We start from the raw sequence: 26,783 nt of genomic DNA, 5'->3' as shown, positions 1-26,783 counted from the left end.
GCCCTATAGCTGAGGTAATTTTTTTCTGGTGGTTTATTTTGGGACAAGTTTTTGTCTCTCTGTACCCTAAAGTCACATCGAGTATTAAGCCTTTGAAATTAATACATCAAATATAGTGACCCACAGTGAGATAGGGTTTTATTACGCAGGTAATAAATCCAATAAAAAAGCCACGACTCCGTGGCTTTTTTATTGGGCGTTATTCGTCCCGTCCAAGGTACACAGGAGGCACTTTTCTAATACCCCCTTTATCGTTGAATTATCAAGCCTTATTGATATTGGCAATCCATTGATCAACTTGCTCTTCGAGTACATCGAGTGGCAATGCACCGTTGGCTAGCACTAAGGTATGGAAGTCCCTAATGTCAAACTTATTACCGAGTTGCTGCTGCGCTTTATGCCTTAATTCCAACAGTTTTATCATACCCACTTTATAGGCTGTCGCCTGGGATGGCATAACGATATGGCGTTCAACCATTTTCACCGCATCGGATTCAGCATTGGGTGTATTATCCACGTAATAGGCTATGCCTTGCTCGCGGGTCCACTTCTTAGCGTGGATACCTGTATCAACCACTAAGCGACATGCACGCCATAACTCCATGGCTAGACGCCCAAAGTCAGAGTAAGGGTCGGCATAGAGCGCCATTTCTTTCGGGAAAGATTCGCTATATAGACCCCAGCCCTCGATATACGCGGTATAGCCACCAAACTTACGGAATTTAGGAATATTTTGCAGTTCTTGGGATATGGCGATCTGCATATGATGCCCCGGGATCCCTTCGTGGTAGGCCAGTGCTTCCATTTGGTATTTGGGCATGGCTTTCATATCATATAGATTTGCGTAATAGCTACCTGGACGCGAACCATCCGGAGCAGGTTGCTCATAGAAGGCTTTGCCAGCGGATTTTTCCCTAAAGGCTTCGACTGATTTTACGATCATCGGCGCTTTGGGTTTGACTTTAAACACTTCATCTAAGCGGGACTGCATATTATCGATGAGTTTAGTCGCATCGGCTAAATAGGCGGCTTTACCTTCGGCGGTATTAGGGTAGTAAAACTGAGGATCGTCGCGCATAAAGCTAAAGAATTGCTGTAAATCGCCTTTAAAATTGACCTTCTCCATAATGGCACGCATTTCATCATGGATGCGTTTAACTTCAGCGAGTCCCAATTTATGGATTTGCTCGGCGGTCATATGGGTTGTGGTAGTACGGGCTAATGCATTGTTATAGAAGGTAGCACCATCGGGCAGCTTCCATACGCCATCCCGTGTATCGGCTTTGGCTTCTAGGGTTTTTATATAGGAGATAAGCGTTTTATAGGCTGGTTCAACCTGATTCACAAGGGCTTTTTCCGCTTGGGCTATCAGTGCTTGTTTTTCTGTGTCTTGAATCTCTAATGCTGTGACTTTTCGACGAAAATCTGCCAATAGGACGCTGTCATCACCGTTATCGAAGGGCGCGCCTTTAATAATGTTTTGGCTATCTGAAATCACATAAGCGAATACGAACTTAGGCGCGATAATGCCTTTGTCTGCGCGAACTTTTAATGCTGTCTGTAATTGACTTAAGCGTTTTTGAACGCCATTTAAGCGACTGATATAGGCCTTAGCATCTTCGATATTGGTGATTTGGTGTTGATTAATTAAGAAGGAGGCGACCATAGAATGGCCACCACGCATTTGATTTACAGGGTAATTATGATAACGCCATTGGTAATCATCGATATCGTTTTGCAGGTTTTGCACTAGCAGTTTTAGACTTAGGTTCGTTTGAGGATCTAATTTGGTAGCGTCGAGTTGCTGCACTGCCGCAAGTTGTTTCTTGGTGCGGGCAAGTTCGATAGCATCGGCTTCATCACCCATATCATCCCATTTATCATAGTCTTGTTTAATCCCCATATAGGTTTGTGAAATGGGGCTTGCCATGATGTTTTCCATAAAAATGGTTTCGAACAGGGCGTTGGCTTTTTCTGATTCAGTTTGGATGACAGCATTTACGGGCTCACTTGGACTATTTAAGGCGGGTGAGGTTGGGGCTGCATATGCGGGGGTAAACAATAGGGCCGAAAGGGTGAGTGCGACTAAGCTGATTTTCGTTTTTATAGGCATGGTCAGGCTTCCTAGGTTGAGTTAAGTCAATTCTAAAGAAGCAAAGTAAAAATGTATGAATATTAATGTTAGAAAATGTGTTAGCAGCAATAGGTTGAAAAGCCACTATTTTGTGCTAACACATTATTTATATTTGAATTTTAACTGTTCGTTCAACAGAATTGAGTCAGTAAATCATTCACAAACATATGGCCTTTACTGGTTAATTGCCAGTGTTCGGTTGATTCTGTGAGCAAACCCCGTTGTTTGGCTTTTTTCATCCCGTCATTCAAGGTATCTCGGTGCAACCCGGTCCTTTGCTCAAATTCTTGCTTAGGGATAGGAGTCATCAGGCGCAGACGGTTCATCAAATATTCGAGGGCACGATCTTCCTCGGCAACATCCGTTTGCTCTGCCAGATATGTGCTGGCACTCAGATATCCCTTGGGATGTTTAATTTTTACCGTGCGTATGATGCGGTTTTCCTCTGGTAGCGTCACTTTGCCATGGGCACCGCAGCCTATGCCTAAATAATCCCCAAATTGCCAGTAGTTAAGGTTATGCCGGCATTGGTAACCGGGTTTAGCGTAGGCGGATATTTCGTATTGCTCATAGCCTAAGGCCGCCAGCTTTTGTTGACCTTGCTCATAGATATGCCACAGATCTTCGTCATCGGGCAGTTGTGGCGGTTTTGAGTGGAATAGGGTGTTTGGCTCAATCGTTAACTGATACCAAGATAAATGCGGTGGATTGAGCGCCGCAGCGGTGTCGATATCTGCCATGGCTTCAGCAAAACTTTGGTTGGGTAATCCATGCATTAAATCGAGATTAAAACTCAAATATCCCGCTTGACTGGCTTTCTGGGCGGCGACTTGTGCCTCGTTTTGATCGTGAATGCGACCGAGTAAGTTGAGCTTATCCTTAGAAAAACTCTGCACTCCGATGGATAAACGGGTGACACCGGCCGCACGATAAGCACTGAAGTCATCGTGTTCTAGGGTGCCTGGGTTGGCTTCCATGGTGATTTCGATATCGTCACTAAAGGGAATAAGTGCATTGGCACCATCGAGTATGCGCTTGATTTGCGAGGCATCGAATAATGAAGGTGTGCCGCCACCAATAAAAATAGTGTGGATTTTCCGGCCTTGGACTAGATATAAGTCTTGGCGTAAGTCTTCCAGCAGCGCAGCAACATAGGCTTGCTGTGGCAGCTCACCATTTTGGCCGTGGGAGTTAAAGTCGCAGTAGGGACACTTTTGCACACACCAGGGAATATGGATATACAGGCTGAGTGGTGGCAGGTCGAGCTTGATCGCACTAGTCATGGCAGTTGGCGACATTATTGTGCATTCCCGCCAGTTAATACGCCTTGGATTTGCATCGCGGCTAAGAGTTGCACTAGGGCTTTGCCGCGATGGCTTAAGGCATTTTTCTCATCACTGCTCAGCTGCGCCGCGCTACATTGATGATGTTCAGGGATAAAAATCGGATCATAGCCGTGACCATTCTCACCACGTTGTTCGAAGCCTATTTGTCCTTCCCAAGAGGCTTGGCAAATGATGGGCGTAGGGTCTTTTGCATGGCGCATATAGACTAAAACACATTGGAACCTTGCGGTGCGTGGCGCAGGCTGGTCTTTTAATGTCTCAAGTAGTTTCAATACGTTGTCTTGATCTTTAGCATTTTCGCCCGCGTAGCGAGCCGAATAAATACCAGGAGCGCCTTGGAGTGAGTCCACTTCCAAGCCTGAGTCGTCCGCAATCGCGGCAAGGCCTGTGATTTCGGCGGCATGTCTTGCCTTGATAATGGCGTTTTCCACAAAGGTTGTGCCGGTTTCCGCAACTTCACTGACGTTGAATTGATTCTGCGGCAGCACTTTTACACCATAAGCGGCGAGCATTTGATCGAATTCGGCGAGTTTGCCTTTGTTACCACTGGCGAGGACAATTTGTTGCATGGAATACCTATATCATTGAGCGACAATTACTGCGGCAATGATACCCAAGCTCAGTGTTAAAGGATAGCGAAAGGGGCCGGACGATGGGGTTTTACATCGTCCGAACCGGGGTTGTTGAGGGGCTATTATTCGACGTAAAATTTTTGCTTAAACTGCAAGTTGGTATTCAGTTCATTACCGTGTTTGATGGCGATATTGAAGTTGATCTCTTGATCGTCTCGGTAAGGCACTTCTGCAATATAGTAAATGGCATTGCCTTCGCGGATTTCCTTAAACTTCAAGTCAATACGTGCATCTAACAGGTTGTTAGCGACGCCAGTAATTTCAACTGGAACCGCAGGCGAGCCCGTTGCGCTCGTATCTAATACGGCGATATTGATGATCCCCCTATAGCTACTGCGTTCAATGCCGTAGGACTTAGCTATGCTAGGCGTTAAAAATGTGCTGCCTAATGCCATGTAATGAATATCAAAATTACCGACGGTTTCTTTTTGTTCGGCGTTTGCTACGCCGCATAGACTTGCGGTTAACGCAAGCATTACGAGGAGGTGACGAAACATGATTGGATACCTTCATATTAGGGGTTTCTTGAGTATAGGTCGCAGGGCCTATGGCTTCCAAAGGAATTTTTACTAATGCATATGCGTGTGCTTATTCGATCAAGGCATTGACTTCGGGTGGAATAAGTTTTGGCGCAATTATGCGGACTTGTTTGTGGCGACCAAGTTCACCCTTTAGGATTTGAACATCGCTTTTAGGAACTTTAAACGCTTTAGCTAAATATTTGCTCAAGTGCGCATTCGCCTTGCCATCGATAGGCGGTGCTGTGATGGCGACTTTGAGTTCATCGCCATGCAGCCCCACTATCTGATCTCGACTCGCCTTAGGTTGAATATACAGATTAAGCAGCAGGTCGCCCTGCTGCAAAATAATGGCATTCATCAAATGATTGCCCAGTAAGGCACATATTGAGCGAGCAGCATGTTGATAAAGTTCATGCCAATAATAACAACCATGACGGACAAATCTAACCCGCCGATAGGGGGGATAATACGTCTAACGGGGGCCAAAACAGGCTCTGTTAGTTGGTCCATAATCATCACTATTGGGTTATAGCCTTGATTAAACCAGCTTAAAATGGCGCGAATAATCAACATCCAAAAGAGCAGTACTCCCGCTTTTTTTACCACAGACACTAAGGCAAATACGAGAAACAGTAGGATATCGAAGCCACCGCCAGCAATAAGGCTTATAAGCAATAATTTTGTAATCACAACGAGCAGGGCGAGTACAAAGGAGGCGGTATCGAATCGTCCCATAGAAGGAAGCACTCGGCGCATTGGGGCGATAAGGGGATGGGTGGCCTTTACGATAAACTGACTGAAAGGATTGTAAAAGTCGGCTCTCGCTAATTGTAGCCAGATCCGTAATATCACCACCATTAAATACAAATCAAAGAATGTGTTGATTAAAAAGGTTAATGCATTCATCGAGATTTCTGCCTATGTGAGTTCGATAAAAAAGCTTAAAGCTAAAATGTTGCGGCCATTTCCTCTGCACGGTTAATGCAATTTTCCATGGCTTTTTTGACTAATCCCCGCATATCAGCGGCTTCAAATGTCGCAATGGCTTGGGCAGTGGTTCCGCCCTTTGATGTCACATTTTCCCTTAGATTACCAAGGGTAAGATCCGGGTTTTGCTTTGCCATCATAGCAGCGCCGAGGGCAGCTTGCTGCACTAAACTTCTGGCTTTTGCTTCATCCATCCCCATTTGTTTACCCGCATCTATCATAGACTCCATCAGCAGGAAGAAATACGCAGGTGAACTGCCCGCAAGTGCGATCACTTTATTAATGTCCGCTTCTTCATTCACCCAAACGATGTCGCCACCACTTGACATGAGACGCTCACAGATGGCGGTCTGCGCTGCAGACAGAGGTTGAGGTGCAAAGAGTCCTGTCATCCCCACACCGATTTGCATGGGGGTATTTGGCATTGCACGGACAAGCGTCACGGGCTGTGCTAGGTATTCGCTGTAACGGCTCGCCTTAATACCTGCCGCAATAGTGATGACTAACTTCTTAGACATATCCACAGTTTGCAGGGCTTCGCACACTTGCTGCATCAACTGCGGTTTCACCGATAACACTATAACATCTGCATTTTTCGCGGCGATTAGATTATCTTGAGACACTAACACCCCAAAATCGGCCTCGAGCGCATCTAGCTTACCTTGGCTTGGATTTGTGGCTTGAACAAGCTTTGCGGGATATCCACTGTGGATTAAACCACTGATGATGCTGCGGGTCATATTGCCTGCGCCGATGAAGCAGATTTTCTGTTGATCCATGTGATTCTCGTTAGTTGATTAATCGCATAATGTTGTTTTTGTTTATCATTAAACGATAGAGCCCAAATGGGAGTATATATAATTGGGTTTTATTACAGTATTTGGGCACTTGGTCGTAAAAACAAGGCTAGCAGCCGAGTTGATTGTCCTCAGTTATCAATAGCATCAGGCAGAATAATCGCGCTCACCAAAGATTGCACTACCAATACGTACCATAGTCGAGCCGCAAGCTATTGCAGTATCTAGGTCATTACTCATGCCCATTGAGAGGGTATCAATATGGGGGTAATGCTGCTTTAGCTGTTCAAATAATTCTTTTAGTTTAGTGAATTCTTGCACTTGTAATGCTGAGTTCTCTGTTGCTGTGGGAATGGCCATCAATCCCCTGAGGGTTAAGTGCGGGAGCTGGGCGATTAATTGTGCGAGCGGCAACATCTGCTCGGCATCTATGCCTGATTTGCTATCTTCATCGCTGATATTGATTTGAATACACACATTTAGTGGTGCCATTGAGATAGGACGTTGCTCATTGAGGCGTATGGCGATTTTGTCCCGCGATACTGTGTGCATCCAGTCAAAATACTGGGCGACAATATTGGTTTTATTCGATTGCAGTGGCCCAATAAAATGCCATTCAATATCGGGATAATGTCCCTGCAACTCGAGAATTTTTGCCATCCCCTCTTGGACGTAGTTTTCACCAAAGTAACGTTGCCCAGCATGATAGGCTGCTATAATGTCTTCAATGGGTTTGGTCTTGCTGACGGCAAGTAAGCGAATACTGTTAGGTTGGCGTGCACATTTTTGCGCCGCTTGCGCAATCCTATGCTGGGCGATTGCGAGTCTGTCTGCTATTGTTGTCATGATGTAATTATCTGGTTGCTAGGATATCCCAAACTATGGAAATCACTGAGTTATTAGCCTTTAGTGTAAAACACAAAGCCTCGGATCTACACCTCTCTGCAGGGATATCTCCCATGATCCGTGTCGACGGTGAAGTGAGAAAAATTAACCTGCCGGCGCTCGATCATCAGGGCGTACACAGTTTAGTGTACGATATTATGAATGATAAACAGCGCAAGGACTATGAAGAGCATTTAGAAATCGATTTTTCCTTCGAGGTCCCTAATTTAGCCCGTTTCCGGGTGAACGCATTTAATCAATCCCGTGGTGCGGCGGCGGTATTTCGTACCATTCCCAGTGAGATTTTGTCACTCGAGCAGTTAGGTGCCCCCGAGATTTTTAAAAAAATCTCTAGTTTTCCCAGAGGGTTAGTCTTAGTTACTGGGCCTACAGGTTCGGGTAAGAGTACCACACTTGCGGCCATGGTGGATTACATCAATGAAAACCGCCATGACCATATCTTAACGATCGAAGATCCAATCGAATTCGTTCACCAAAATAAGCAATGCCTGATCAACCAGCGGGAAGTACACCGTCATACCCACAGCTTTAATGCCGCACTGCGCAGTGCACTGCGTGAGGACCCCGACGTGATCCTCGTCGGCGAGATGCGAGATCTTGAAACCATTCGCCTGGCGATGACAGCGGCCGAAACCGGTCATTTAGTTTTCGGTACTTTGCACACCACCTCGGCAGCCAAAACCATCGACCGTGTGGTCGACGTATTCCCCGCCGGTGAGAAAGACATGGTGCGCACTATGCTATCCGAGTCACTACAGGCGGTTATTTCACAAACGTTGATTAAAAAAATCGGTGGCGGGCGAGTCGCTGCCCACGAAATTATGATGGGCACACCTGCGATTCGTAACTTAATTCGCGAAGATAAAGTGGCGCAAATGTACTCTGCAATTCAAACGGGTATGGCTCACGGGATGCAAACATTGGAACAATGTTTACAAAATCTAGTCAACCGTGGCCTCATCACCCGTGAGGACGCTATGTCTAAGAGTTCAAACAAACAAGCGACGTTTTAAGGATTTATGATGGATGTACGTCCGTTTTTAAAAGTTATAGTGGAGCGAAAAGCCTCGGACTTATTTATTACCGCAGGCTTTCCGCCGAGCGCGAAAATAGATGGTGAGTTACGCCCCCTCGCTGAGAGTGCATTTACGCCTGCGCAGTCCTTGGATTTTGTTGAATCCCTGATGACAGAAGCGCAGAAGAAAGAGTTTCATACTAGTCGTGAATGTAACTTTGCCTTTGCAGCAAAGGAACTTGGGCGTTTCCGGGTGAGTGCTTTTTGGCAGCGTGAATCCCCTGGTTGTGTTATGCGCCGAATCGAGACCAAAATTCCTGATGTGGATGATTTAAAACTCCCACCCATTCTTAAAGATCTGGTCATGAGTAAACGTGGGCTGATCATCATGGTGGGCGGTACTGGTACGGGTAAATCAACCTCCTTAGCCGCTTTAGTCGGTTATCGTAATGCCCATGCCCGCGGTCATATTTTGACTATTGAGGATCCTGTTGAATTTGTTCATGATCATAGAAAAAGTATCATTACCCAGCGTGAAGTTGGGATTGATACAGAATCTTTTGATGCGGCGCTAAAAAGCTCGCTGCGTCAGGCGCCTGATGTGATCTTGATTGGTGAGATCCGTACTCAAGAAACCATGGAGTTCGCTCTCTCGTTTGCCGAGACTGGTCACCTTTGTATGGCGACCTTGCATGCGAACAACGCTAACCAAGCGCTCGATCGGATCATGCATTTAGTGCCCGAGAGTAAACATCAACAGCTACTATTCGATTTATCCTTGAATTTACGTGGCATTGTGGCGCAGCAACTGATCCCTAAGGTGGATGGCACTGGGCGACGTGCCGCCATTGAGGTGCTTATTAACACCCCTAGGGTGGCGAGTTTAATTGCCAAAAATGAGCTGCATTTACTCAAAGAAACCATGGCCAAATCGAATGAGCAAGGTATGCAGACATTCGACCAAGCCCTGTTAAAACTCTATGTCGATGGTGAGATTAGTTATGCCGATGCCCTGCACCATGCTGACTCACCTAACGATTTACGCTTAATGATTAAGCTGCAAAATAAAGAACCTAACAGTTCAAGCTTTATGGAAGGCGTCACCCTAGACATGGATTAAGCAGAGTTTAATCCGTGAAGCAGCTCTTTATGGGCTGCTTTTTGTTTATGTTTTCAGATTATCGCTCGGTTCAATCACTTCTACTTCAGCGCTATGTTGTCGTTAACCATAGCTTTTATTTTTTAATTTAATATGATCTTTACTTAGCGGTTATGCGTAATGCACAGGTAAAGGAGAGAGTAATGCATAAATTCACCCTAGCACTAATGGCAGCGACAAGCTTATTGAGTGTCAATGCGATGGCGGCAACTTGTCCAAGTTATCTTGATATGAACGTGCGTAAATTACACTCAGAAGAGCTGATTAATCTGTGTGAATTAACTCAAGGCAAGCCTGTGCTTATTGTTAATACCGCCAGTAACTGTGGTTATACCCCGCAGTTTAAAGCCCTCGAAGCGCTCCATAAAGAATATAAAGACAAAGGCTTAGTCGTGATTGGCTTCCCGTCCGATGATTTTTTCCAAGAGGAAAATGACGAAAAAGATACGGCTAAAGTCTGTTATATCAACTATGGCGTGACTTTCACTATGTTAGCGACCTCAGCCGTTCGGGGAAGCGATGTGAATAGTGTGTTCAAATATTTAGCCGAAAAAACCGGATCGCCAAAGTGGAACTTCTATAAGTATGTTGTCAGTGGTGATGGTACTGTGGTTCAGCAATTTAATTCTAAGGTTAAGCCAGATAGTGCTGAACTTAAGCAGGCAATCGAGTCGGTTCTATAGTAGCGTTGCCATCATAAATTAGTCATTCATTAACATATATAAGAGGCTGTTTTGACAAGATTTTCAGGGCTTACCAAAGAAAGTGGTCACGCTAAACGGGGTAAGGTTGGTGTGCTGCTATTAAACTTAGGGACACCGGATGCACCAACGGCATCTGCTGTAAGACGCTACCTAGCGGAGTTTTTGTCAGATCCCCGTGTGGTTGAAATTCCTAAATTGGTTTGGATGCTGATCCTGCATGGGATTGTGCTACGAGTGCGTCCGGCTAAATCCGCTGCACTGTACCAAAAAGTGTGGACAGAGGCAGGTTCACCTCTGATGGACATAAGCCTGAGGCAAACGGCAAAATTGGCGGATAAATTAGCGAGCGATGGCCAAGAGGTTATTGTTAATCTAGCGATGCGATATGGGAACCCTTCAGTAGCAAGCACTTTGCAGCAAATGCATCGTAATGGTGTCGATAAATTTGTGGTATTACCTTTATATCCACAATATGCGGCGCCAACGACGGGTTCCGCCTTTGATGCCATAGCAAAGGAATTATCCCAGTGGCGTTATATTCCAGCACTGCACTTTATTAATACTTACCATGACAATCCTGATTTTATTACTGCACTTGCAGACAGCATTCGGGCCGATTTCGATGCCCATGGCAAACCCCAGAAGTTAGTATTGTCTTACCATGGAATGCCAGAGCGAAATCTGCATTTAGGCGATCCCTATTATTGCTTTTGCATGAAAACCACCGCATTAGTTACGGAAAAGTTAGGCTTGAGTAAAGACGAATTTGTGATGACATTCCAGTCCCGCTTTGGCAAGGCAAAATGGTTGCAGCCCTATACGGATGCCACAATCAAAGCGCTGCCAAGTGAGGAGATACGGGATGTGGCCATTGTCTGCCCGGCATTTAGTGCCGATTGTTTAGAGACCTTAGAAGAGATAGTGGGTGAGAATGGCCATATTTTTGCGAATGCTGGGGGAGATAAGTTCCGTTACATTCCCGCGTTGAATGACAGCGATGCGCACATTGCTATGATGGCAAATTTAGTTAAGCCGTATTTATAAAAATGCGTATATAAATGATAAAAAAGGTGTAATACAAAGGATAGGCGAGTGCCTATCCTTTTTGTTTTTAAGGCCTTTATTGACCAAAGTGATTTTCAAAATAGCTTTCGATGATCAATACCGCAGAAACGGCATCGACTTGACCTTTAGTTAAGGCTTTAAAACCGCCCAACTCAAATAATCTTGCTTTAGCGTCTGTGGTGGTGAGTCTCTCATCCTGAGTGACTATTTTTACCCCGAACTTAGCATTGATCCTATTGGCAAACTTACGCGCCCTGTGGGTCATATCCTGCTCAGTTCCATCCATATTGAGGGGCAATCCCACAACGACTAAATCCGGTTGCCACTCTTTAATCAGTTCGCCAATTTGATCCCAATTGGGAATGCCATCGACGGCCTTGAGCGACAGGAGTGGTGTGGCACTGGCGGTGATTTCTTGTCCAATGGCTACACCTATACTCTTAGTGCCAAAATCAAAGCCTAAAACGGTTCTAGAATTCATAGATTACAAACTTATTGTGATGAAAGCGGTTTAAGCATGACCAGCCTGAGATGATAGTTGCCAAGCGTCAAACCCGAGTGAACGGCTCGCCTGTGGCCAACGGTCTTCATGTTTAACATCAAACAACAGTGCATGGTCCGCGGGGATTGTGAGCCAAGAATTATCTGCAAGCTCTTGCTCTAGCTGATTTTTACTCCATCCGGCATAACCTAATGCAACGAGAAACTTCTTGGGCGATCTATCGCTGCCAATGGCAGTTAACACATCCCGTGAGGTGGTGAGCATCAGCCCTGAGCCTAAATCTGTACTATTTGCCCAATAGGGTTGGGCACTATGCAACACAAAACCACGGTCCTGTGAGACTGGGCCGCCCATAAGGACCTGTGAACTATGGGATAGATCGGCTGAGGTCTGTTCTGTGGGTAAATCCATCTGTTCTAACAGTGAATTGACCTCTATACCCAGTGGTTTGTTAATCACGAGCCCCATCGCGCCCTTAGCGTCATGCTCGCAGAGATAGATGACAGTGCGTTCAAAATAGGTGCCATCGAGCGAAGGCATGGCGATTAAAAAATGGTTTTGCAAACTCTCCATTACAACTCCGTTCAAGCCGATAGGCATTAACCTGGACCGCAAAATCTGTAGTGGCAAACTGACCCACAGGAGAATGATATCTAGGTTCTCTTATCAGCCGCCCGCCAATTTCACTTTATAATTTTGCTTCTCGAGTAACAGCTTGAGCTGTTCGCGATTATCTGTTTGTACTTCAATGGTGAAGTCTTTGACTGTGCCGCCACAACCACACTGTTTTTTAAGGGTTTGAGCAAGCGCTTTCAAGGCGGATTCATCGAGCCCTAGGCCTGAAATAATCGACACCCCTTTGCCTTTACGGCCTTTACTATCTCTGTGGATCCGTACTATGCCATCTGATGCGGGTATCGCCACTGGGGTGGGTTCGGCACTAATACGACCTTTATCAGTACTGTACACTAAGGATACATTGGGATCTGCTTTCATAAGTCATCTTTCATTGGAATGTATGCGACTTAAGTTTACCAAATTCAATAGGGTTCGTGGAGGTAAAAAAAGACCACTTAGAGATAGACTGTAAGTGGTCTGGAGAAAATGCTAACTCTTTGCAGGGAGGTAAGCATATTTTTAAAACTGAAAACTTAAAAGCGTTCTGCCACCATGGCAATCAGGGCAAATGCCGTGAGTAATGCGCAGGGCATGATATAGCGATGTAACTTAGGTAGGGCAATTAAACAGGCGGTAGCGACAAAACCGAATGCCGCCACAGTTGTATAATTGCCACCATTGGACAGGGTGTCGAATACTAACCAACTGAGCACACCTAAAGGCAAAATTAACAAACTTAATGGTAAGGGAGATTTAAGCTTGGTGCTGCTGACTTCGACTGCCGCTTTTTGTGGCATGAAAAAAATTGCCGATGCCACTATAAATGCGCTAATAAACCAATACATATCTTTTTCCCTTACTCATATCAATTGATAATCATTATCATTTGAATTGCTGCTGAAGTCAAGCTGAATAACATAGAGCTTTTTCATTAATAGAGTTGTAGATCAGGCAATTGCTCTGTAAGCTAAATTTAGCTCTATAGGCTTATCTTTGTTCAGTGTGGACATCTGAGGAAATTAAAATGAAAAGTATCATTGTTGGCTTAGCCGTACTCGCCTTAAGTGCTTGTAGCTCGCTTAAATCGGGCTGGGATTATGACCCTAGTGCCAATTTCAGCCAATATAAAACCTATGCTTGGGTGACTCAAAAAGCAGATACGTCAGGATATCATCTAGATGGTTTGATGGACCAACGTGTAAGAGATGCTATCAATATGCAACTTGCCGCTAAGGGAATGAACTTAGTAGATGCAAAAGATGCCGATGTATTAGTGAATTATCTGACCAAAGTGGATAAGAAGATTAATGTTGATACTTTTAATACTAACTTCGGCTATAGCCCTTATTATGGCCCTGGCTGGGGTTGGGGCGGCAATATGCATACCCAAACAACAGTGCGAGAGTATGAGGTTGGTACATTAATAGTTGATTTAATTGATAATAAAACGGCCAAATTGATTTGGCGTGGCTCTGTTGCCGATACTATTCGCGATAAAAATACCCCAGAAGAAAGAGTAGAGATCATTAATGAGGCCATAGGGAGCGTCATGATGAATTATCCTCCTAAGCCTGAGAATAAATAGTCTTTCCTCCATTAGGGTTAAAGATCAAGGGCGGCCAATAGGCCGCTTTTTTGTGGCTGAATTTTAACCATTAGACTCTCGTTGGTGGATTATCTGCATTTATTTGTGGTTTAGCTGAATTTTCGTTAATTATACTTATCATAAAATTTATTTTTATAGTTGAAGTGATAGGTGGTCATTTTTTAACAGCTTATTTAGTATGCATTTTTTATGTTTTGTTAAGTTGTTGTGTTTTTGTTTTATATATTTTGCTATTTTTTTCATTATTTTTTCTAATGATAAATTTGAAATAATATCATTATCTAAGCTCGTATTTATCAGGCAGAATCAGCATCTTTTAATCTGAGCAGTAAGTCGTAATGCAAGAAGCACAGTTTATCGGATGGTTGTGGTTGATAGGGATCCTTGCCGAGGCAATGACTGGGGCTTTAGCTGCGGGTCGTAAGCAGATGGACTTGTTCGGCGTGGTGATCATTGGTTGTGCGACTGCGATTGGCGGCGGTACATTAAGGGATATGTTATTAGGTAACTACCCTCTGATATGGGTAGAGAATGTCCATTACCTGATAGCCATTGCTTTTGCTTCTCTATTGACTGTGGCTATCGCACCAGTCATGCGCTATTTGTCTAAGTTATTTTTAGCCATCGATGCCTTAGGTCTTGCGGTATTTTCCATCGTAGGCGCACAGAAAACCCTGATGCTCGGATTTAGTCCTACAATCGCTGTGGTCATGGGGCTAATCACAGGTGTGTTTGGTGGCGTGATCCGCGATATTCTATGCAATCAAGTGCCGTTGATTTTTAAGAAGGAACTCTATGCTGTTACTTCACTGTTAACGGCAGGATTGTATATCACCTTAGAAACCTATCAGTTAACCGAATGGATCAATCTAACGATTTGTTTAAGCTTAGGTTTCAGTTTGAGAATGTTGGCGTTACGCTACCACTGGTCAATGCCGACGTTTGATTATCAGGCCAGTAGCGACCAACATACGCACTAAATCTAAATAGCGCCTCGAATAGCGGGAATCAAATATTGGCATTGATATCCCGTTTTCTATTCAAGTTTATTTATGCATTCTGAACGGTACGATAAAAATAGGGCTGCACTTCGCAGCCCTATTTTTATGGGGATTATTGGAGAGCTTGAATGGTTTTTAGTGCTGCCAGTGCCGCATCATAGTTTGGGTGTTCGGTAATATTTGGCACTAATTCTTGGTATTGCAATTTACCTTCAGCGTCGATAATAAAAATCGCGCGGGCCAGTAAGCCGTAATCTTGAATTAATAGGCCGTATTTTTCACCAAAGTCACGCCAGACCGAATCTGATAGCACTTTAATTTTGTCTACATTTTCAACTTTACAAAAACGCTTCTGTGCGAAGGGGAGATCGGCGCTAATTGTCAGCATTATTACATCATCCGAAAAATGGCTGACTTCACTATTAAAACGTTTCGTCTGCAATGCGCATACGCCAGTATCTAAGCTTGGCACCGCACTGATAAGCACAGTTTTACCTTTAAAGTCACTTAGGGTAACAGGCGTAAAATGCTCATCTACCACTTTAAACCCCGGCGCCATTTGGGTAAGTTTGGGCAATTTGCCCTCCAGTGTGACGGTTTTCTCGCCCATTAATACCTGCGTCTTTTCATTGGCAATGGCATTGGGGCTGAGCAGCATTAAGCTGCAAAAACAGCTAGCGGCCAAAAATGAAATGTACTTTTGCATTTTATCTCCTTGCACAAGAACATCCCTGTGCGTATTTAACTATTAACCTTTAAGGTACGCCTAAATATCATTTAGAACCATAAAAAATGGCCAGTAAATACTGGCCATTTGCGTTAAGCGTACGTTATTTACTCTCTGGCAACTGCTTCACGTGGATATCCATTTGTGGGAATGGAATTTCAATATTTGCAGCATCGAGTGCATTCTTGATTTGTTCAAGGATCTCAAAACGAGCCGTCCAGTAATCGGCGGTTTTTACCCAAGGACGAACAACAAAATTGATGGATGAATTAGCTAATTCAGCTAACCCCACAGTGTACGCTGGGTCTTTTAACACATATTGATTGTTATCTAAGATATCGGTCAGTACTTTTTTGGTTAATGCGATATCTGCAGAATATGAAACACCAATCACCAGATCAATACGACGATTTTCAGAGGCAGAGTAGTTAGTGATAGTCCCATTCATGATAGAAGAGTTGGGCGCAACTATGACCTTATTATCAGGGGTGCGTAGCTTAGTGGAGAAAATGGTAATTTCATCGACGGTTCCTGCAATGCCTGCGGCTTCAATGTAATCACCCACGCGACAAGGGCGGAATAATACCATTAACACACCAGAGGCGAAGTTTGACAGTGAGCCTTGTAGCGCTAAACCAACGGCTAAACCCGCGGCACCGATAACGGCAACCAATGATGCGGTTTGTACCCCAATTTGCCCTAACGTCGCGATGACTGTGAATACAAACACCACGGCCCATGTCAGATTCGCTACAAAGGATACGACTGTCGGATCGATTTTTCGGCTATTAAGTAATTTGCGCACTAACTTTTGTGCGACGCCTGAAAAGTATTTACCAACAAAGAAAATGATAATGGCAAATAAGATCTTTAAGCCATAGGTCATGACCAGATCCGGTGCCTGCTTTAATAAACCTTCTAGGTTTTCCATTGAATAACTCCCTAAATATACGCTAACAAAAATTACTTATTATTGACGATAAACTGCACTCGTCGATTTAATCTGCGCCCTTCGCTGGAACGATTATCTGCGACGGGTTCAGATATGCCTTTACCTATCACGGTAAATCGATTTGGATCGAAGCCGTAATCTTCGACCAAAATACGTTTTACATTTTGAGCCCGCTGTAGCGACAGTTGATAATTAAACTCAGGTGTCCCGACAATATCTGTGTGACCCACTAAGGTTAATTTAATGTCATTTGCTTCTAAAAATGCTTTAACTAAGGCTAAAGTTTTCCATTGGGATAAGTCAACCTCAGCAATAGCAAACTCAAAGTATACTATTGCCGTGGTGATATTATGACAATCAGCACTGGAATAAGTGCTTGGATTGTTGGTATCACACTGAATGTTATCTGTCTTAGTTTCTATTTCATAAACACAGCCATTGGCCATGACTGAAGTATTTGCTGGGGTGTTTGGACAGGCATCTTTAATGTCCGGTACGCCATCTTGATCTGTATCCTGCCAAGCATACACTTGTGGTGTTAGGCACATACCTAATATCAAAAACATAAGCTTAATGCATTGCGTTGGGGATATATTCACCACAAATCACCTTAAGTATGAAAAGTGTTAGTCAAAATCACTAAGAAATTTACATTTTTGCAGTATGAGATCCTTAGTGGCATATTCTATCGTTTTACGAGCGTTACGCCAAGTTTAACGCAGAGATGGCGTATTGATTTTATCGGCAAGCATCTTGGCAAACTATACAAAATTTCTCTTTGGCGCTAGAGTCGTTTTAGCAAACAAGCCTAAGCCCTCAGGGGATCCCGTAGAAGAAGTCGAGGATAAGATGATAGATTTACGCAGTGATACTGTTACCCAGCCAACAGCAGCGATGCGATTAGCCATGTCCAGAGCCGAGGTGGGTGACGATGTGTATGGTGATGATCCTACCGTAAACAGTTTGCAGGAGATGGCCGCCGATATGTTTGGCTTTGAGAGTGCCCTGTTTACTGCCTCAGGGACTCAGGCTAATTTACTCGCCCTAATGGCGCATTGTGAGCGCGGTGATGAATATTTGTGTGGACAACAGGCCCATAATTATAAGTTTGAGGGGGGCGGAGCTGCCGTTTTAGGGAGTATTCAGCCACAACCATTGATGAATCAATTGGATGGAACTATTGCCTTGGCAGATATCGAGGCCGCGATAAAACCCGATGATATTCACTTCGCCCGCACACGTTTACTAAGCCTTGAAAATACAATCGGTGGCAAAGTGTTACCCCAAGCTTACCTTGCAGATGCCCAGGCTTTAGCTTTTCATCGGGGATTAAAAATTCATCTAGATGGTGCTAGAGTCGCGAATGCTGCCGTTGCGCAAAATCTCGCTATCAGTGATATCACTGCACATTTCGACTCAGTTTCTATTTGTCTATCTAAGGGGCTCTGTGCACCTGTTGGCTCATTACTCTTAGGGGATGAGCGATTAATCAAAAAAGCCATTCGTTGGCGTAAAATGCTCGGTGGCGGCATGCGTCAAGCGGGGATATTGGCCGCAGCGGGTAAACTGGCGTTGACTGAACAGGTCGAAAGATTAACTGAAGATCATGAAAATGCAGCTTATTTTGCGCGGCAATTGGCCGAGTTTGATGAGTTTGAAGTCGATTTAGCCACAGTACAGACCAATATGTTATTTGCAACCTTAGCTCCACATGTCGATGCCGAATCACTGGCAAAACGATGCCGTTCGGAAGGTATTCTCATTAGCCCGGGAAGAACGCTGCGCCTAGTGACCCATAAGGATGTGAGCCGCCAAGATATTGATAAAGTGCTACGGGTATTTAAACTCCATCTACAGGCTTAAGTATTAATAGCAAGTACCCAAGCTTTGTCTTGGGTATTTGCATTGTGGTAACCACTCAGTTGAGCATTATTTAAGCTTACGATGGGAATTAAGATGTGAACCTAGGCGAATTTTTTATGCCTATCTATACTAAAAACAATAATATCAATTCATTGAGGCACATCTAGGTTGAAACCTAATAACAATACTAATAAAGGGGTCGATTACTGGACAAATCGGATCAGTGAGTTAGAAATGCCTGCACTGTGTTCGACGGTAAAATCGTTAGAGAAACTGGCCAAGGATGATGTCTCCTCTCTCGCCCTGCTTGGGCGTAGCGTGATGCATGATAACGCTTTAACATCCCGCATTTTACGCGTTGCAAACAGTGCTATCTACCATAAAGGCAGCACACAAATCTCCACAGTGAGCCGAGCCGCCATAGTGCTGGGGTTTGATGCGGTGCGAAATATTTGTATTACCGCCAAGCTGCTCTCCAGCCTGTTAGAGAGTAAGAATCTCGCTCCCTCAGTGTACCAAAGATTAATTAAGCTGATGGCAAAGGCATTCCAAGCGGCCATGTTAGCGAGGATGATGCTGAGTGATTATGATGAAGAAATGCAGGAAGAGGCCTTTATTGCTTCTTTGCTTTATCACATAGGTGAAAGCGCATTTTGGAGTATTGGTGGTGAATTTACAGAAGAATTAGACCAAAAACTGAAAGAGTGTGAAACGCCAGCGGAAGAGCGAAGCATGATCCGTGAAAACCTTGGCACTTCTTTTTCACAATTAACCCAGAGTATTGCCCGCCATTGGGGGCTTGGGGATTTATTGATCCAAGCGGTTAATTATCCCGATGATCGACGCCCTGAGATCCGCTCTATATTTCTAGCGGATAAGCTTTGCGATATTTTATCCCAACCGGTTATCGATAATGTTGAACTTGAAAAGCGCATCACCCAAGCGGTTAATTTTACTGGATTAGAGGAAGGGGAATTTAAGAACCGTATGCAGCGCTGTGCTAACGCTACCCACAAGTTGGCGGAGGTTTATGGCGCTAAGGTGTTGCTGGAATATTTGCCCGATCCTAAACGTATTCTCAAAGCGGAACCTGAGCCAATCCCATTGGAAATACCTGTTTATCAGGCTAATTTAAGTATTCAACTCGCAAAGCTGCGGGAGTTAACGGGGTATGCCATCAATAAGGCCGATTTTAACTTAATAATGCAGACTGTCCTCGAGGGCATTTTGGAAGGCGTTGGGGTCGACCGTTGTGGTGTGTTGTTATTATCCCCGAGTCGTAAACAGCTCCAGCCCCGGGTGATGTTAGGCTCGGATGCCGAGGAGATGAAGCGGGAATTTATTATCGATTTAAGTGATAAAAAAGGGCTTTTCCGCCAGGCGATGGAGCATAAAGAGCCCCTTTGGGTTGATGATCCCACCTCGAAAAAATGGCGTGAACAATGCCAAGAATTGCTCTCTTTGCATATCTCTCAAAGGGGTTTTTTACTGGCACCTCTGTTAGTCGATAATAAAGTTATTGGCTTTTATTACGCAGATAGGGGGCCTTCGGAAAGAGGTTTTGAAGAGGCGGATTTTCAAAGTTTTATCCACTTTTCCCAATTGGCGAATGTTTGTTTTACCGTGTCATTAAAATAATACCCACAGGCGATTTATGGCTTAGGGGCATTTTTAATCTCTGTGGTGATCTGTTTAGCCAGCGCGTTAGGAATCGGAAAACTTAAATGGTATTGGGCAATTTTCCATACCCCATCGGTCTTAATTAAGGTGCCTGTTCCTCGACTGATGCCGTAGGCTGGGCTATTGAGCAGCTCATCGAAGAGGATAATATTGCCGTGTTGGATCAAATGCCGCTCGACTAAATCGTAACGCCAACCGTTAGTTGGCCGAGAGTAGCCTTCAAATTCCACCATACCCCAACGCTCACTCGCATCGGTACCAATAAAAATGCCATCCTGCCGATACAGGGCAAAATACTTATCCCAATCAGCACTGCTGGAGTATTGATTCAATTTATCAAGAACTTGGACCGCAGCTTGTTCATCGGTTGTCTGCACTTGCATGGCTGGGCTTTCGTTAGCGTTTGCATTTTGTGCACTGAATATCAGGGTCGCTATCGCAAATAATGTGGCACTGAGCCAAGTGATGGATAGTGCTTGGCGTTGGGAGCTTGTCATCGTTGGCATAGGGTATTCCTTGTTTTATCTCTACTGGTGTTGAGTTGATTGCGTGTTGATCGCACTAGTGCCAGTTTATCGGATCGAGTTGATAGAAGCGGCTTAATTCTCGATAAAGCGCCGGATGCTGCTGGTTTAGTGCCTCTGGTTTTTCAAAAAAAACTTCGGTCACGACCGCAAAAAATTCGGCAGGATTGGTTGCGCCGTAGTAGCTAAAGAGTGAAGGTGAGCCGAGTGATGCCGCTGCTTCTAACTCGGCAAAGGCGTCGCTGAGCACGCTTGACCAAGAGCGATAATCCTCCCTGTGCTGCAAAATAGGTGCGCCATTGGCATGTCCGTTCTCTTGATCTAATTGGTGGGCAAATTCGTGGATCACCACATTGTTACCATCGTGGGGATCGGCGGCGCCTTCTAAGGTGTTCTTCCATGAGAGAATGACTTTTCCCTGTTCCCAGGATTCTCCCGCGAGCACATTGCGACGCTCCCACACGACACCTGAAGCATCTTGGCTTTGATTATTCACAATAAAAGCGTCCGGATAAACCAAAATTTGCCTCAATTTAGGGTAAAAATCTGTCTTTCTATTCAATAATAACAGGCAGGCTTGGGCCGCAATAGTGACTCGAATTTCATCGCTAATGGTTAATCCATTGCATCCAACGAAGTCTTTTTCATCGATGAAGACTTGAATATGTTGTTTAAGTTGGAGCTGAAGATCCGTAGGCAATGCATGGAAATAGGGTAGCCTCTGTTTAAGGATAGATCGCCACGCTTTAGGGAAAGGTTTTGCCCTGATGCGGCGTCGGTGCAAGGTTTTACGCCAACGGCTCGAACTTATCCAAGCGATCGCGCCTATGCCTAGGATCAATGTAAGTAAGATGGCGAGCATAGGGCTCCTTCGCACTATGTGTGTTCGATATATTAGCTAATGGGGATGCAATCGTTGGAAGTCAATCCTTGGGCTAAAAGAAAGCCATTTATCCTGCGGCTAGGCTTTAATTATCTGGAATTAGGCGTTCATTATCAGGAATTGCGGGCGGGGATATTTATCAGGGCTTCTGTACGGTTGCGTCCGGTTAGTTTGGCATGATAGAGAGCTTCATCTGCTTGGTTGATCAGAGCGTTGGCATCGAGTAGTTGCGGCTCTTGCCAACAGGCAATGCCCGCACTGATAGTGACTATGCCTGAATGGGGAGAATCTTCGTGGGGGATTTCAAGTGAGATGATTTTTTTCCGCAAGCGTTCCGCAATTTTGTAGGCATCTTCAAGGTGGCTCGAGGGCAATAAAAGCATAAATTCTTCGCCCCCATAACGGGCGAGTACATCTGTAGGGCGCTGCAGTATCGATTTAGCGGCATTGACGATTTGCTTTAGACACTGATCGCCGACTACATGGCCGTACCTATCATTAAATTGCTTAAAGTTATCAATATCAAACATCACAATTCCGAGTGGCATATGATGTTCCTGCGCATAAATGAGTTCCCTTTGAATTTGGGCATCTAAATAACGGCGGTTATAACAACCTGTTAAACCATCGGTCTCGGACATGGCTTTGACCTGGGCAGCGTAGGTTTTTAGCGTTTCAAGTGAACTCACCATTTGCTGGAGTTCAAGGTTATCCGTTACAGGCATTTGAGTATCGAGTTTTTCGTTGGCGATAGCATTCATGGCATCGCGGGTTGCGATGACAGGTTTGATAATACCTTTGGCGATGAAATGCCAGCTCGTGAGCCAGATAAAAAAGCAATATAAGGCCCCGCCGCAAAAGATCAGTGCCACAAATGCAGTACTGTCGTTTTTCAGTTCCACCCCGGCTAATTTAATTTCACCTTCGACGTGACTCACCAGATCTTGGGTAAAGGTTGCCACAACTTGAGCCGCATCGGCTTGGTAGGATAAGTGAGCATTAGCGATTTGAGTGCTTTTTAATGCGCTGCGGGACAGTTGGAAGAGATTGTCATCTCCCACCATATTTTGTTTAATTTGCGATAACCAATCGAGGTAGATGGCTTGATTTTGGGCGAATGAGATGGCGATTTCTTCCATCTTGATCAGTAGACGCATCGCATCGCGCTGAAGTTGATTTAACTCTGTGATACTGCTGGCGTTTTTCACTTGTAAAAGCAGAACAAAAAGATGTTCCCCCCATTGTAGATATTTTGATAGCTTTTGATTTTCTTGAATATTAACTGAGATAGCGTCGAGTTTTTTTTGTGCGATCAGCGGGGCGTAATCGCTATTGATTTGCTGGAGTTGAATCTGCATTTCATCGGTAAAGGCCGATGCCATTCCGATCAAATTGGCTTGAATATTCTCGGCCTGCAATTTGGCTTGCAGCGCATTGTCGGTCAAATCATTGAGTAGTGATAGCTGTTGTAGTGCATACAGCTGGGTATCGAGAGTGTGATTGAGTGCATTTTGCATTTTGTTAGAGGTTTCAAGATTGGCCAGTGTACGTGAATCATGGATCAGCAATTCCCACTGGGTAATCAGTTCTCTTAACAGCGCGAGTCGCTGCTGCTCCGTATCATAGTGATTGAGCCGGGTGGTAATAATTTGCAGTTTTTCACTGTTTTTGGCTAGTTGCAGTGCCGTGGTCACTTTTACGACATCTTTACTGACCAAATGCTCTATTTCCGATCTCAATTGCTGTGACAAAAGTATGGCGATGATGCCATTAAACAACGCCATGCCGAGGATAATGTAGAAGGCAAGGGTGATCTTATGTTTGAGGCTCGTTAATCGTTTAGCTTTCATTTGGCATTATTCTTATCAATTGCCGGTACTTCCCCATAGGTATTTTGCAGATTTTTGATCCTAGTGCTTAGTTCGATAAAAATATTGGTGCTATCGGTTTGTTTATGGCTCGCGGCATAGCAAGCATGACTCAGCTCAGGATAGATTTGCCCCATAGCAGTTGAGGTAAAGTGTCCGAATTCTAAAACCTTAGTTGACCAAAATAAGTTAGCCGCATGGCTCACTTCAAATGCGCCGGCCACTTCCCTTAGGGAATCCTGTTTAAACTCAGCGGCTGTGACTACGTCCATTCGGCAGGGATTTCCCCCGCCAAGCGCATAGGCGCGTTGTGCAGCAAAAGTCCCCATGTACTTGAGTAACCAATAAGCTGCCTGAGGGTTTTTACTATCGTAACTGACGGCAAAGGCATAGGCGCCATTGTATGGATGACCACCCGGGACCTGCGCGACCCCAAGGCGAGCACCGGGAATATTTTTTTCAACCTGAAACGAGGCCGACCAAAGATTATTATAGGCAAATGGCCATATGGCGACTCTGCCGGTGGCTAAGGCGTTCGCGGCCTCGTTGAAGGCAAATTGATCATCGGCGGGAAATGCATAGGGCATCAGTTGGCGGTAAATGTCGGTGGCTTTTATCGCTTCATGGTTAATTGTGGGGACTTCAAAATGGCTCAGCTGTTTTTGCTGATTGTATTTAGGCCACATCCAAGCGCCACCTAAGCTCCAGATAATGCTAGAAAATTCATCATTAATGTGGGGCTTATTCCCCGACATTAGTGCCAAGCCATAAAAGTCCTGCGCTAATACTTTATCGGCCAGTTGCTCGCCTGCTTTTCGAGTAAAGAACTCCGCTTGATCCTGCAGTTCTTTAACATTTTTGGCGGGGGCGAGTGGGTAACCAAAACGCTGTTGAAAGCTATTCTGTTCGGTTTTATTTTCAAACAGATCGGCACGGTAATGACTGCCCATCACATAGTTATTGTAGGGAATAGAGTGGATTTCGCCGTGGTATGACAGGATATTGAGCAGGGAAGGATAGTAAGGTTCAAGGTAGCTTTCCATCGCTTTTTCCCCATCGGGATCATAGAGTTTTGCCAGTTCAACGAGGGGAACAGTATAGCCATTGGCGGCCCACTCTTTTGCCCATCCGGCCTCCATGCTGAGCAGATCATAACGACCTTCACCAATTTGCAATGCTTGGGTTTGCAGGTCAAACATAGTGCCAAGATCAGTGCTGACGACTTTGACTTTCACGCCCGTTTTTTCGGTAAATTTGGGGAGCATTTCCCGAGTGAGGTAATCCGTCCAAAATCCTTCTTCGGCCACTAAGGTGATAGGGGTTTGGTTACTGAGGGGCGGGATCTGTGCTAATGAAAACTCCGCCTGAATGGGCATCGCTAGCGTTAATCCAAACCCAATAAACAGGACGCGAATACTTTTTAACAAAAATCCCACCTTTAAGATTAAGTATTAACATGGCCAATAAATAGCACTAATTCATTTGCTTGTATATTAAGGATAGGCTTGATAAACAATTATCACTTAATTTTTTAGGGTGTTTTTAAGCAAAAAAAAACCGGCAAACCTAAACATTCTAGGTCACCGGAAAAGGGTGGGAGATTGCGCGGTACTAAGATTTTTTAATCTGCTGCTCGCGCATCTGCCTTAAAGCGGTTGGCAAAGCATAATGCTGCTCAATTAAAAATCGAATTAATTTGGACTTTGATGTTTCACTTTCTGCAGAAAGCTGGGTTAAGTGTGTAATGGCCGCCTCACTCAAGGAGAATGTTGCCTTGCGATAGTGGGGGCGGTCGTGTGGTTTTTGATCGGCTGCCGTTTCTGGCTGTAATTGCGCCGATGGGATAGTTTGCCGATGTAAACTCACCACGTTGGATGAGTCCAATGTGACCTTAAGTTGGGCTTCATTGATGACATCAGCGCAGCTTTTTAACGGCAGCACTTCCAAACTGAGGTTTTCCCCCATGGCATAGCGGGTTGCCGCATCGATAAATTCATCTAAAGAGAGGGGCTGTGCTGAGCCCCTAGATGGCATAGCGTTTTTCTTGAGATCGCTCAGTCCCATATTGTCCTCTCAGATGATGTTGATCTACTTGGGCGCGGTGGGCCTCTATTGGTGTACTTGGGCGCAGTAGTGCAATTAAGGAGGCAGCACTGTCAACCTGGAAGAGTTCGCAGGCAATGGCGCGGATCTCCGTGGCGGCCTTTCCCTTAGGTTCGATTTCTACCACTGATAATCCCGACTCTTCACTGTCATCGTAGATATTGCGGCTGTAGGTAATAGCATCGAGCACATTGATATCGTAGGTCTTGCAGACTTCTTTGGCCTCTAAGATTCGGTTTGCCTGATTCGGTAAATTGGGGCATTGGGTGATCACAAATGATGCGCGTAACTTAGGGTTAATCATCCGACAGGTGGCGACTATATCATCCATATGGCTGACGGTTTTTAGATCTCGGCGTTTCGGCCTAAGGGGCATTAAAATGTGGGATGCCACCGACATAGTGGCCCGCAGTGCGAGGTTATCTTGGCCACCGCAGTCGACTAAAACAAAGTCATAGTGTTGTTCTAGGCTGAGGAGATCGTTACGAATTTTGCCATACAGCTGCACACAGTTAATGGTGGCAAGCTTAGGATTGTTGTTCCTTGCATGGATCCAGTCGGATGTGGTTCGCTGGGGATCGCAATCCACCATAATGACAGAGGCTCCACATTCAGTGGTTAGAAATACTGCGATGTTTTGCGCGAGGCAACTTTTACCGCTGCCGCCTTTTTCGCCGCCGATTAACACTATCATGACGTATTCCTCAATACTTGGGATGACACTTGGCAGGTCGTTAATAGGTTTTAAGTCGTTACCGCACCTTGTTCTCTGAAATGAATGTAAACCTTGTGTTAACGATGGTCAATTAGCTGATTTTTGACGGTTTTTTATAAAATGTCACCGGAGTTTAATTTGTCATTATCCCGTCGGATGCCGTTTATTTGACTATGAGTTCATTTGTTGGGGAGTTGTGTTTTGTAATTATTAAGTTGTTGATTTTACATTTGTTAGCGATATTGCTAATCAGTGCTGGTGTGGCCGCAGGCTTACTATCCTTTCTGCTCTGTCAACGCTTGCGCTTTTCTTATGCTTTTTTTGTTTGAAATAAATTTTATATATTCCAAAAAATTATTAGTTATAGATGGGAGCATCGATTTTTTCAGTCGAAAGTTGTCTTGTTGCTCTGTGGGCCTGTCATCAAATTGCCAAATAATACCGCTATGATTTCCCTACTATGCCGTCTAATCAC

At 44.7% G+C, this 26,783-nt stretch carries 29 protein-coding genes; 8 read left to right on the top strand and 21 right to left on the bottom strand.

From position 1 onward, the window contains the following. Nucleotides 1–262: 262 nt before the first annotated feature. The 8 genes from JFT56_RS13745 to JFT56_RS13710 form a co-directional block, all read right to left on the bottom strand. The gene (locus tag JFT56_RS13745; RefSeq protein WP_198780625.1) at nt 263–2,113 is read right to left on the bottom strand and encodes a DUF885 domain-containing protein; all 1,851 of its coding nucleotides are present in this window, start codon (nt 2,111–2,113) and stop codon (nt 263–265) included. Between the two features lie 152 nt (nt 2,114–2,265). Next, the gene (gene hemW, locus JFT56_RS13740) at nt 2,266–3,432 is read right to left on the bottom strand and encodes a radical SAM family heme chaperone HemW (protein ID WP_198780624.1); all 1,167 of its coding nucleotides are present in this window, start codon (nt 3,430–3,432) and stop codon (nt 2,266–2,268) included. Continuing rightward, nucleotides 3,432–4,049: an RdgB/HAM1 family non-canonical purine NTP pyrophosphatase gene (rdgB, locus tag JFT56_RS13735; protein WP_198780623.1), complete on the bottom strand. Its 618-nt coding sequence runs from the start codon at nt 4,047–4,049 to the stop codon at nt 3,432–3,434. Before rdgB ends, hemW begins: the two co-directional genes overlap by 1 nt. Nucleotides 4,050–4,174: 125 nt before the next feature. After that, nucleotides 4,175–4,609: a DUF4426 domain-containing protein gene (locus JFT56_RS13730; RefSeq protein ID WP_198780622.1), complete on the bottom strand. Its 435-nt coding sequence runs from the start codon at nt 4,607–4,609 to the stop codon at nt 4,175–4,177. A 91-nt stretch (nt 4,610–4,700) separates the two neighbouring features. Further along, nucleotides 4,701–4,991 carry a DUF167 family protein YggU gene (gene yggU / locus JFT56_RS13725; RefSeq protein WP_198780621.1) on the bottom strand — a complete coding sequence of 97 codons (291 nt, stop codon included), beginning with the start codon at nt 4,989–4,991 and terminating at the stop codon, nt 4,701–4,703. Further along, nucleotides 4,991–5,539, bottom strand: coding sequence for a YggT family protein (locus tag JFT56_RS13720; protein WP_198780620.1), 549 nt, complete (start codon nt 5,537–5,539; stop codon nt 4,991–4,993). The genes yggU and JFT56_RS13720 overlap by 1 nt, the downstream gene beginning before the upstream one ends. A gap of 41 nt (nt 5,540–5,580) precedes the next feature. Next, entirely contained in the window at nt 5,581–6,399 is an 819-nt protein-coding gene (gene proC, locus JFT56_RS13715) for a pyrroline-5-carboxylate reductase (RefSeq protein WP_198780619.1), read from the bottom strand. 165 nt (nt 6,400–6,564) lie between these two features. Next, on the bottom strand, nt 6,565–7,263 hold the full coding sequence (locus tag JFT56_RS13710; protein ID WP_198780618.1) for a YggS family pyridoxal phosphate-dependent enzyme: 699 nt from the start codon (nt 7,261–7,263) through the stop codon (nt 6,565–6,567). A gap of 35 nt (nt 7,264–7,298) precedes the next feature. Between JFT56_RS13710 and JFT56_RS13705 the strand changes: the two genes are divergently transcribed. The 4 genes from JFT56_RS13705 to hemH all read left to right on the top strand — a co-directional run bounded on the left by JFT56_RS13705 (nt 7,299) and on the right by hemH (nt 11,245). Then, nucleotides 7,299–8,336, top strand: coding sequence for a type IV pilus twitching motility protein PilT (locus JFT56_RS13705; RefSeq protein ID WP_007646255.1), 1,038 nt, complete (start codon nt 7,299–7,301; stop codon nt 8,334–8,336). Nucleotides 8,337–8,345: 9 nt separating this feature from the next. Then, on the top strand, nt 8,346–9,458 hold the full coding sequence (locus JFT56_RS13700) for a PilT/PilU family type 4a pilus ATPase (protein ID WP_198783580.1): 1,113 nt from the start codon (nt 8,346–8,348) through the stop codon (nt 9,456–9,458). Nucleotides 9,459–9,640: 182 nt separating this feature from the next. After that, nucleotides 9,641–10,180 carry a glutathione peroxidase gene (locus JFT56_RS13695; RefSeq protein ID WP_198780617.1) on the top strand — a complete coding sequence of 180 codons (540 nt, stop codon included), beginning with the start codon at nt 9,641–9,643 and terminating at the stop codon, nt 10,178–10,180. Nucleotides 10,181–10,231: 51 nt separating this feature from the next. Then, nucleotides 10,232–11,245, top strand: a complete 1,014-nt coding sequence (gene hemH, locus JFT56_RS13690) for a ferrochelatase (protein ID WP_198780616.1) — start codon at nt 10,232–10,234, stop codon at nt 11,243–11,245. 76 nt (nt 11,246–11,321) lie between these two features. Here the strand turns inward: hemH and ruvX are convergent, their stop codons facing one another. The 4 genes from ruvX to JFT56_RS13670 form a co-directional block, all read right to left on the bottom strand. Next, entirely contained in the window at nt 11,322–11,747 is a 426-nt protein-coding gene (ruvX, locus tag JFT56_RS13685; RefSeq protein WP_198780615.1) for a Holliday junction resolvase RuvX, read from the bottom strand. Nucleotides 11,748–11,777: 30 nt separating this feature from the next. Then, nucleotides 11,778–12,341, bottom strand: coding sequence for a YqgE/AlgH family protein (locus JFT56_RS13680; RefSeq protein ID WP_198780614.1), 564 nt, complete (start codon nt 12,339–12,341; stop codon nt 11,778–11,780). A gap of 93 nt (nt 12,342–12,434) precedes the next feature. Continuing rightward, nucleotides 12,435–12,764: a stress response translation initiation inhibitor YciH gene (gene yciH, locus JFT56_RS13675; protein WP_198780613.1), complete on the bottom strand. Its 330-nt coding sequence runs from the start codon at nt 12,762–12,764 to the stop codon at nt 12,435–12,437. Between the two features lie 155 nt (nt 12,765–12,919). After that, nucleotides 12,920–13,231 (bottom strand): hypothetical protein, encoded by a 312-nt coding sequence (locus JFT56_RS13670; protein WP_198780612.1) that lies wholly within the window; start codon nt 13,229–13,231, stop codon nt 12,920–12,922. A 179-nt stretch (nt 13,232–13,410) separates the two neighbouring features. Here JFT56_RS13670 and JFT56_RS13665 point away from each other — a divergent pair, with 179 nt between their 5' ends. Together JFT56_RS13665 and JFT56_RS13660 are read left to right on the top strand one after the other, a co-directional pair. Beyond that, on the top strand, nt 13,411–13,971 hold the full coding sequence (locus JFT56_RS13665) for a DUF4136 domain-containing protein (protein ID WP_198780611.1): 561 nt from the start codon (nt 13,411–13,413) through the stop codon (nt 13,969–13,971). A 359-nt stretch (nt 13,972–14,330) separates the two neighbouring features. Beyond that, nucleotides 14,331–14,972 carry a trimeric intracellular cation channel family protein gene (locus tag JFT56_RS13660; RefSeq protein ID WP_198780610.1) on the top strand — a complete coding sequence of 214 codons (642 nt, stop codon included), beginning with the start codon at nt 14,331–14,333 and terminating at the stop codon, nt 14,970–14,972. Between the two features lie 133 nt (nt 14,973–15,105). Here the strand turns inward: JFT56_RS13660 and tpx are convergent, their stop codons facing one another. From tpx to JFT56_RS13645, 3 genes are all read right to left on the bottom strand, one after another. Further along, nucleotides 15,106–15,699, bottom strand: coding sequence for a thiol peroxidase (tpx, locus tag JFT56_RS13655; RefSeq protein ID WP_198780609.1), 594 nt, complete (start codon nt 15,697–15,699; stop codon nt 15,106–15,108). Between the two features lie 124 nt (nt 15,700–15,823). Further along, nucleotides 15,824–16,651 carry a mechanosensitive ion channel family protein gene (locus JFT56_RS13650; protein WP_198780608.1) on the bottom strand — a complete coding sequence of 276 codons (828 nt, stop codon included), beginning with the start codon at nt 16,649–16,651 and terminating at the stop codon, nt 15,824–15,826. A gap of 32 nt (nt 16,652–16,683) precedes the next feature. After that, on the bottom strand, nt 16,684–17,271 hold the full coding sequence (locus tag JFT56_RS13645; protein WP_198780607.1) for an OmpA family protein: 588 nt from the start codon (nt 17,269–17,271) through the stop codon (nt 16,684–16,686). Between the two features lie 250 nt (nt 17,272–17,521). Between JFT56_RS13645 and ltaE the strand changes: the two genes are divergently transcribed. Together ltaE and JFT56_RS13635 are read left to right on the top strand one after the other, a co-directional pair. Beyond that, nucleotides 17,522–18,535 (top strand): low-specificity L-threonine aldolase, encoded by a 1,014-nt coding sequence (gene ltaE / locus JFT56_RS13640; RefSeq protein WP_198783579.1) that lies wholly within the window; start codon nt 17,522–17,524, stop codon nt 18,533–18,535. 168 nt (nt 18,536–18,703) lie between these two features. Then, nucleotides 18,704–20,173, top strand: a complete 1,470-nt coding sequence (locus JFT56_RS13635) for an HDOD domain-containing protein (protein WP_198780606.1) — start codon at nt 18,704–18,706, stop codon at nt 20,171–20,173. Between the two features lie 14 nt (nt 20,174–20,187). Here JFT56_RS13635 and JFT56_RS13630 read toward each other — a convergent pair whose 3' ends face one another. The 6 genes from JFT56_RS13630 to JFT56_RS13605 form a co-directional block, all read right to left on the bottom strand. Beyond that, a complete protein-coding gene (locus tag JFT56_RS13630) occupies nt 20,188–20,721 on the bottom strand; it encodes a nuclear transport factor 2 family protein (RefSeq protein WP_198780605.1) in 534 nt (177 codons plus the stop codon). 55 nt (nt 20,722–20,776) lie between these two features. Then, nucleotides 20,777–21,601 carry a zinc-dependent peptidase gene (locus JFT56_RS13625; protein ID WP_198780604.1) on the bottom strand — a complete coding sequence of 275 codons (825 nt, stop codon included), beginning with the start codon at nt 21,599–21,601 and terminating at the stop codon, nt 20,777–20,779. A 134-nt stretch (nt 21,602–21,735) separates the two neighbouring features. Further along, nucleotides 21,736–23,472, bottom strand: coding sequence for a GGDEF domain-containing protein (locus JFT56_RS13620; RefSeq protein ID WP_198780603.1), 1,737 nt, complete (start codon nt 23,470–23,472; stop codon nt 21,736–21,738). Next, the gene (locus JFT56_RS13615) at nt 23,469–24,866 is read right to left on the bottom strand and encodes an extracellular solute-binding protein (protein ID WP_198783578.1); all 1,398 of its coding nucleotides are present in this window, start codon (nt 24,864–24,866) and stop codon (nt 23,469–23,471) included. The genes JFT56_RS13620 and JFT56_RS13615 overlap by 4 nt, the downstream gene beginning before the upstream one ends. Nucleotides 24,867–25,101: 235 nt before the next feature. Continuing rightward, a complete protein-coding gene (locus JFT56_RS13610; protein ID WP_198780602.1) occupies nt 25,102–25,554 on the bottom strand; it encodes a CopG family transcriptional regulator in 453 nt (150 codons plus the stop codon). Beyond that, nucleotides 25,514–26,287 (bottom strand): AAA family ATPase, encoded by a 774-nt coding sequence (locus tag JFT56_RS13605; protein WP_198780601.1) that lies wholly within the window; start codon nt 26,285–26,287, stop codon nt 25,514–25,516. The genes JFT56_RS13610 and JFT56_RS13605 overlap by 41 nt, the downstream gene beginning before the upstream one ends. Between the last annotated feature and the right edge of the window lie 496 nt (nt 26,288–26,783).

Source organism: Shewanella putrefaciens (genome assembly GCF_016406305.1).
GTDB lineage: Bacteria > Pseudomonadota > Gammaproteobacteria > Enterobacterales > Shewanellaceae > Shewanella > Shewanella putrefaciens_C.
Note: the sequence above shows the minus strand (reverse complement) of the source record. Positions and strands in the feature narration are given on the sequence as shown.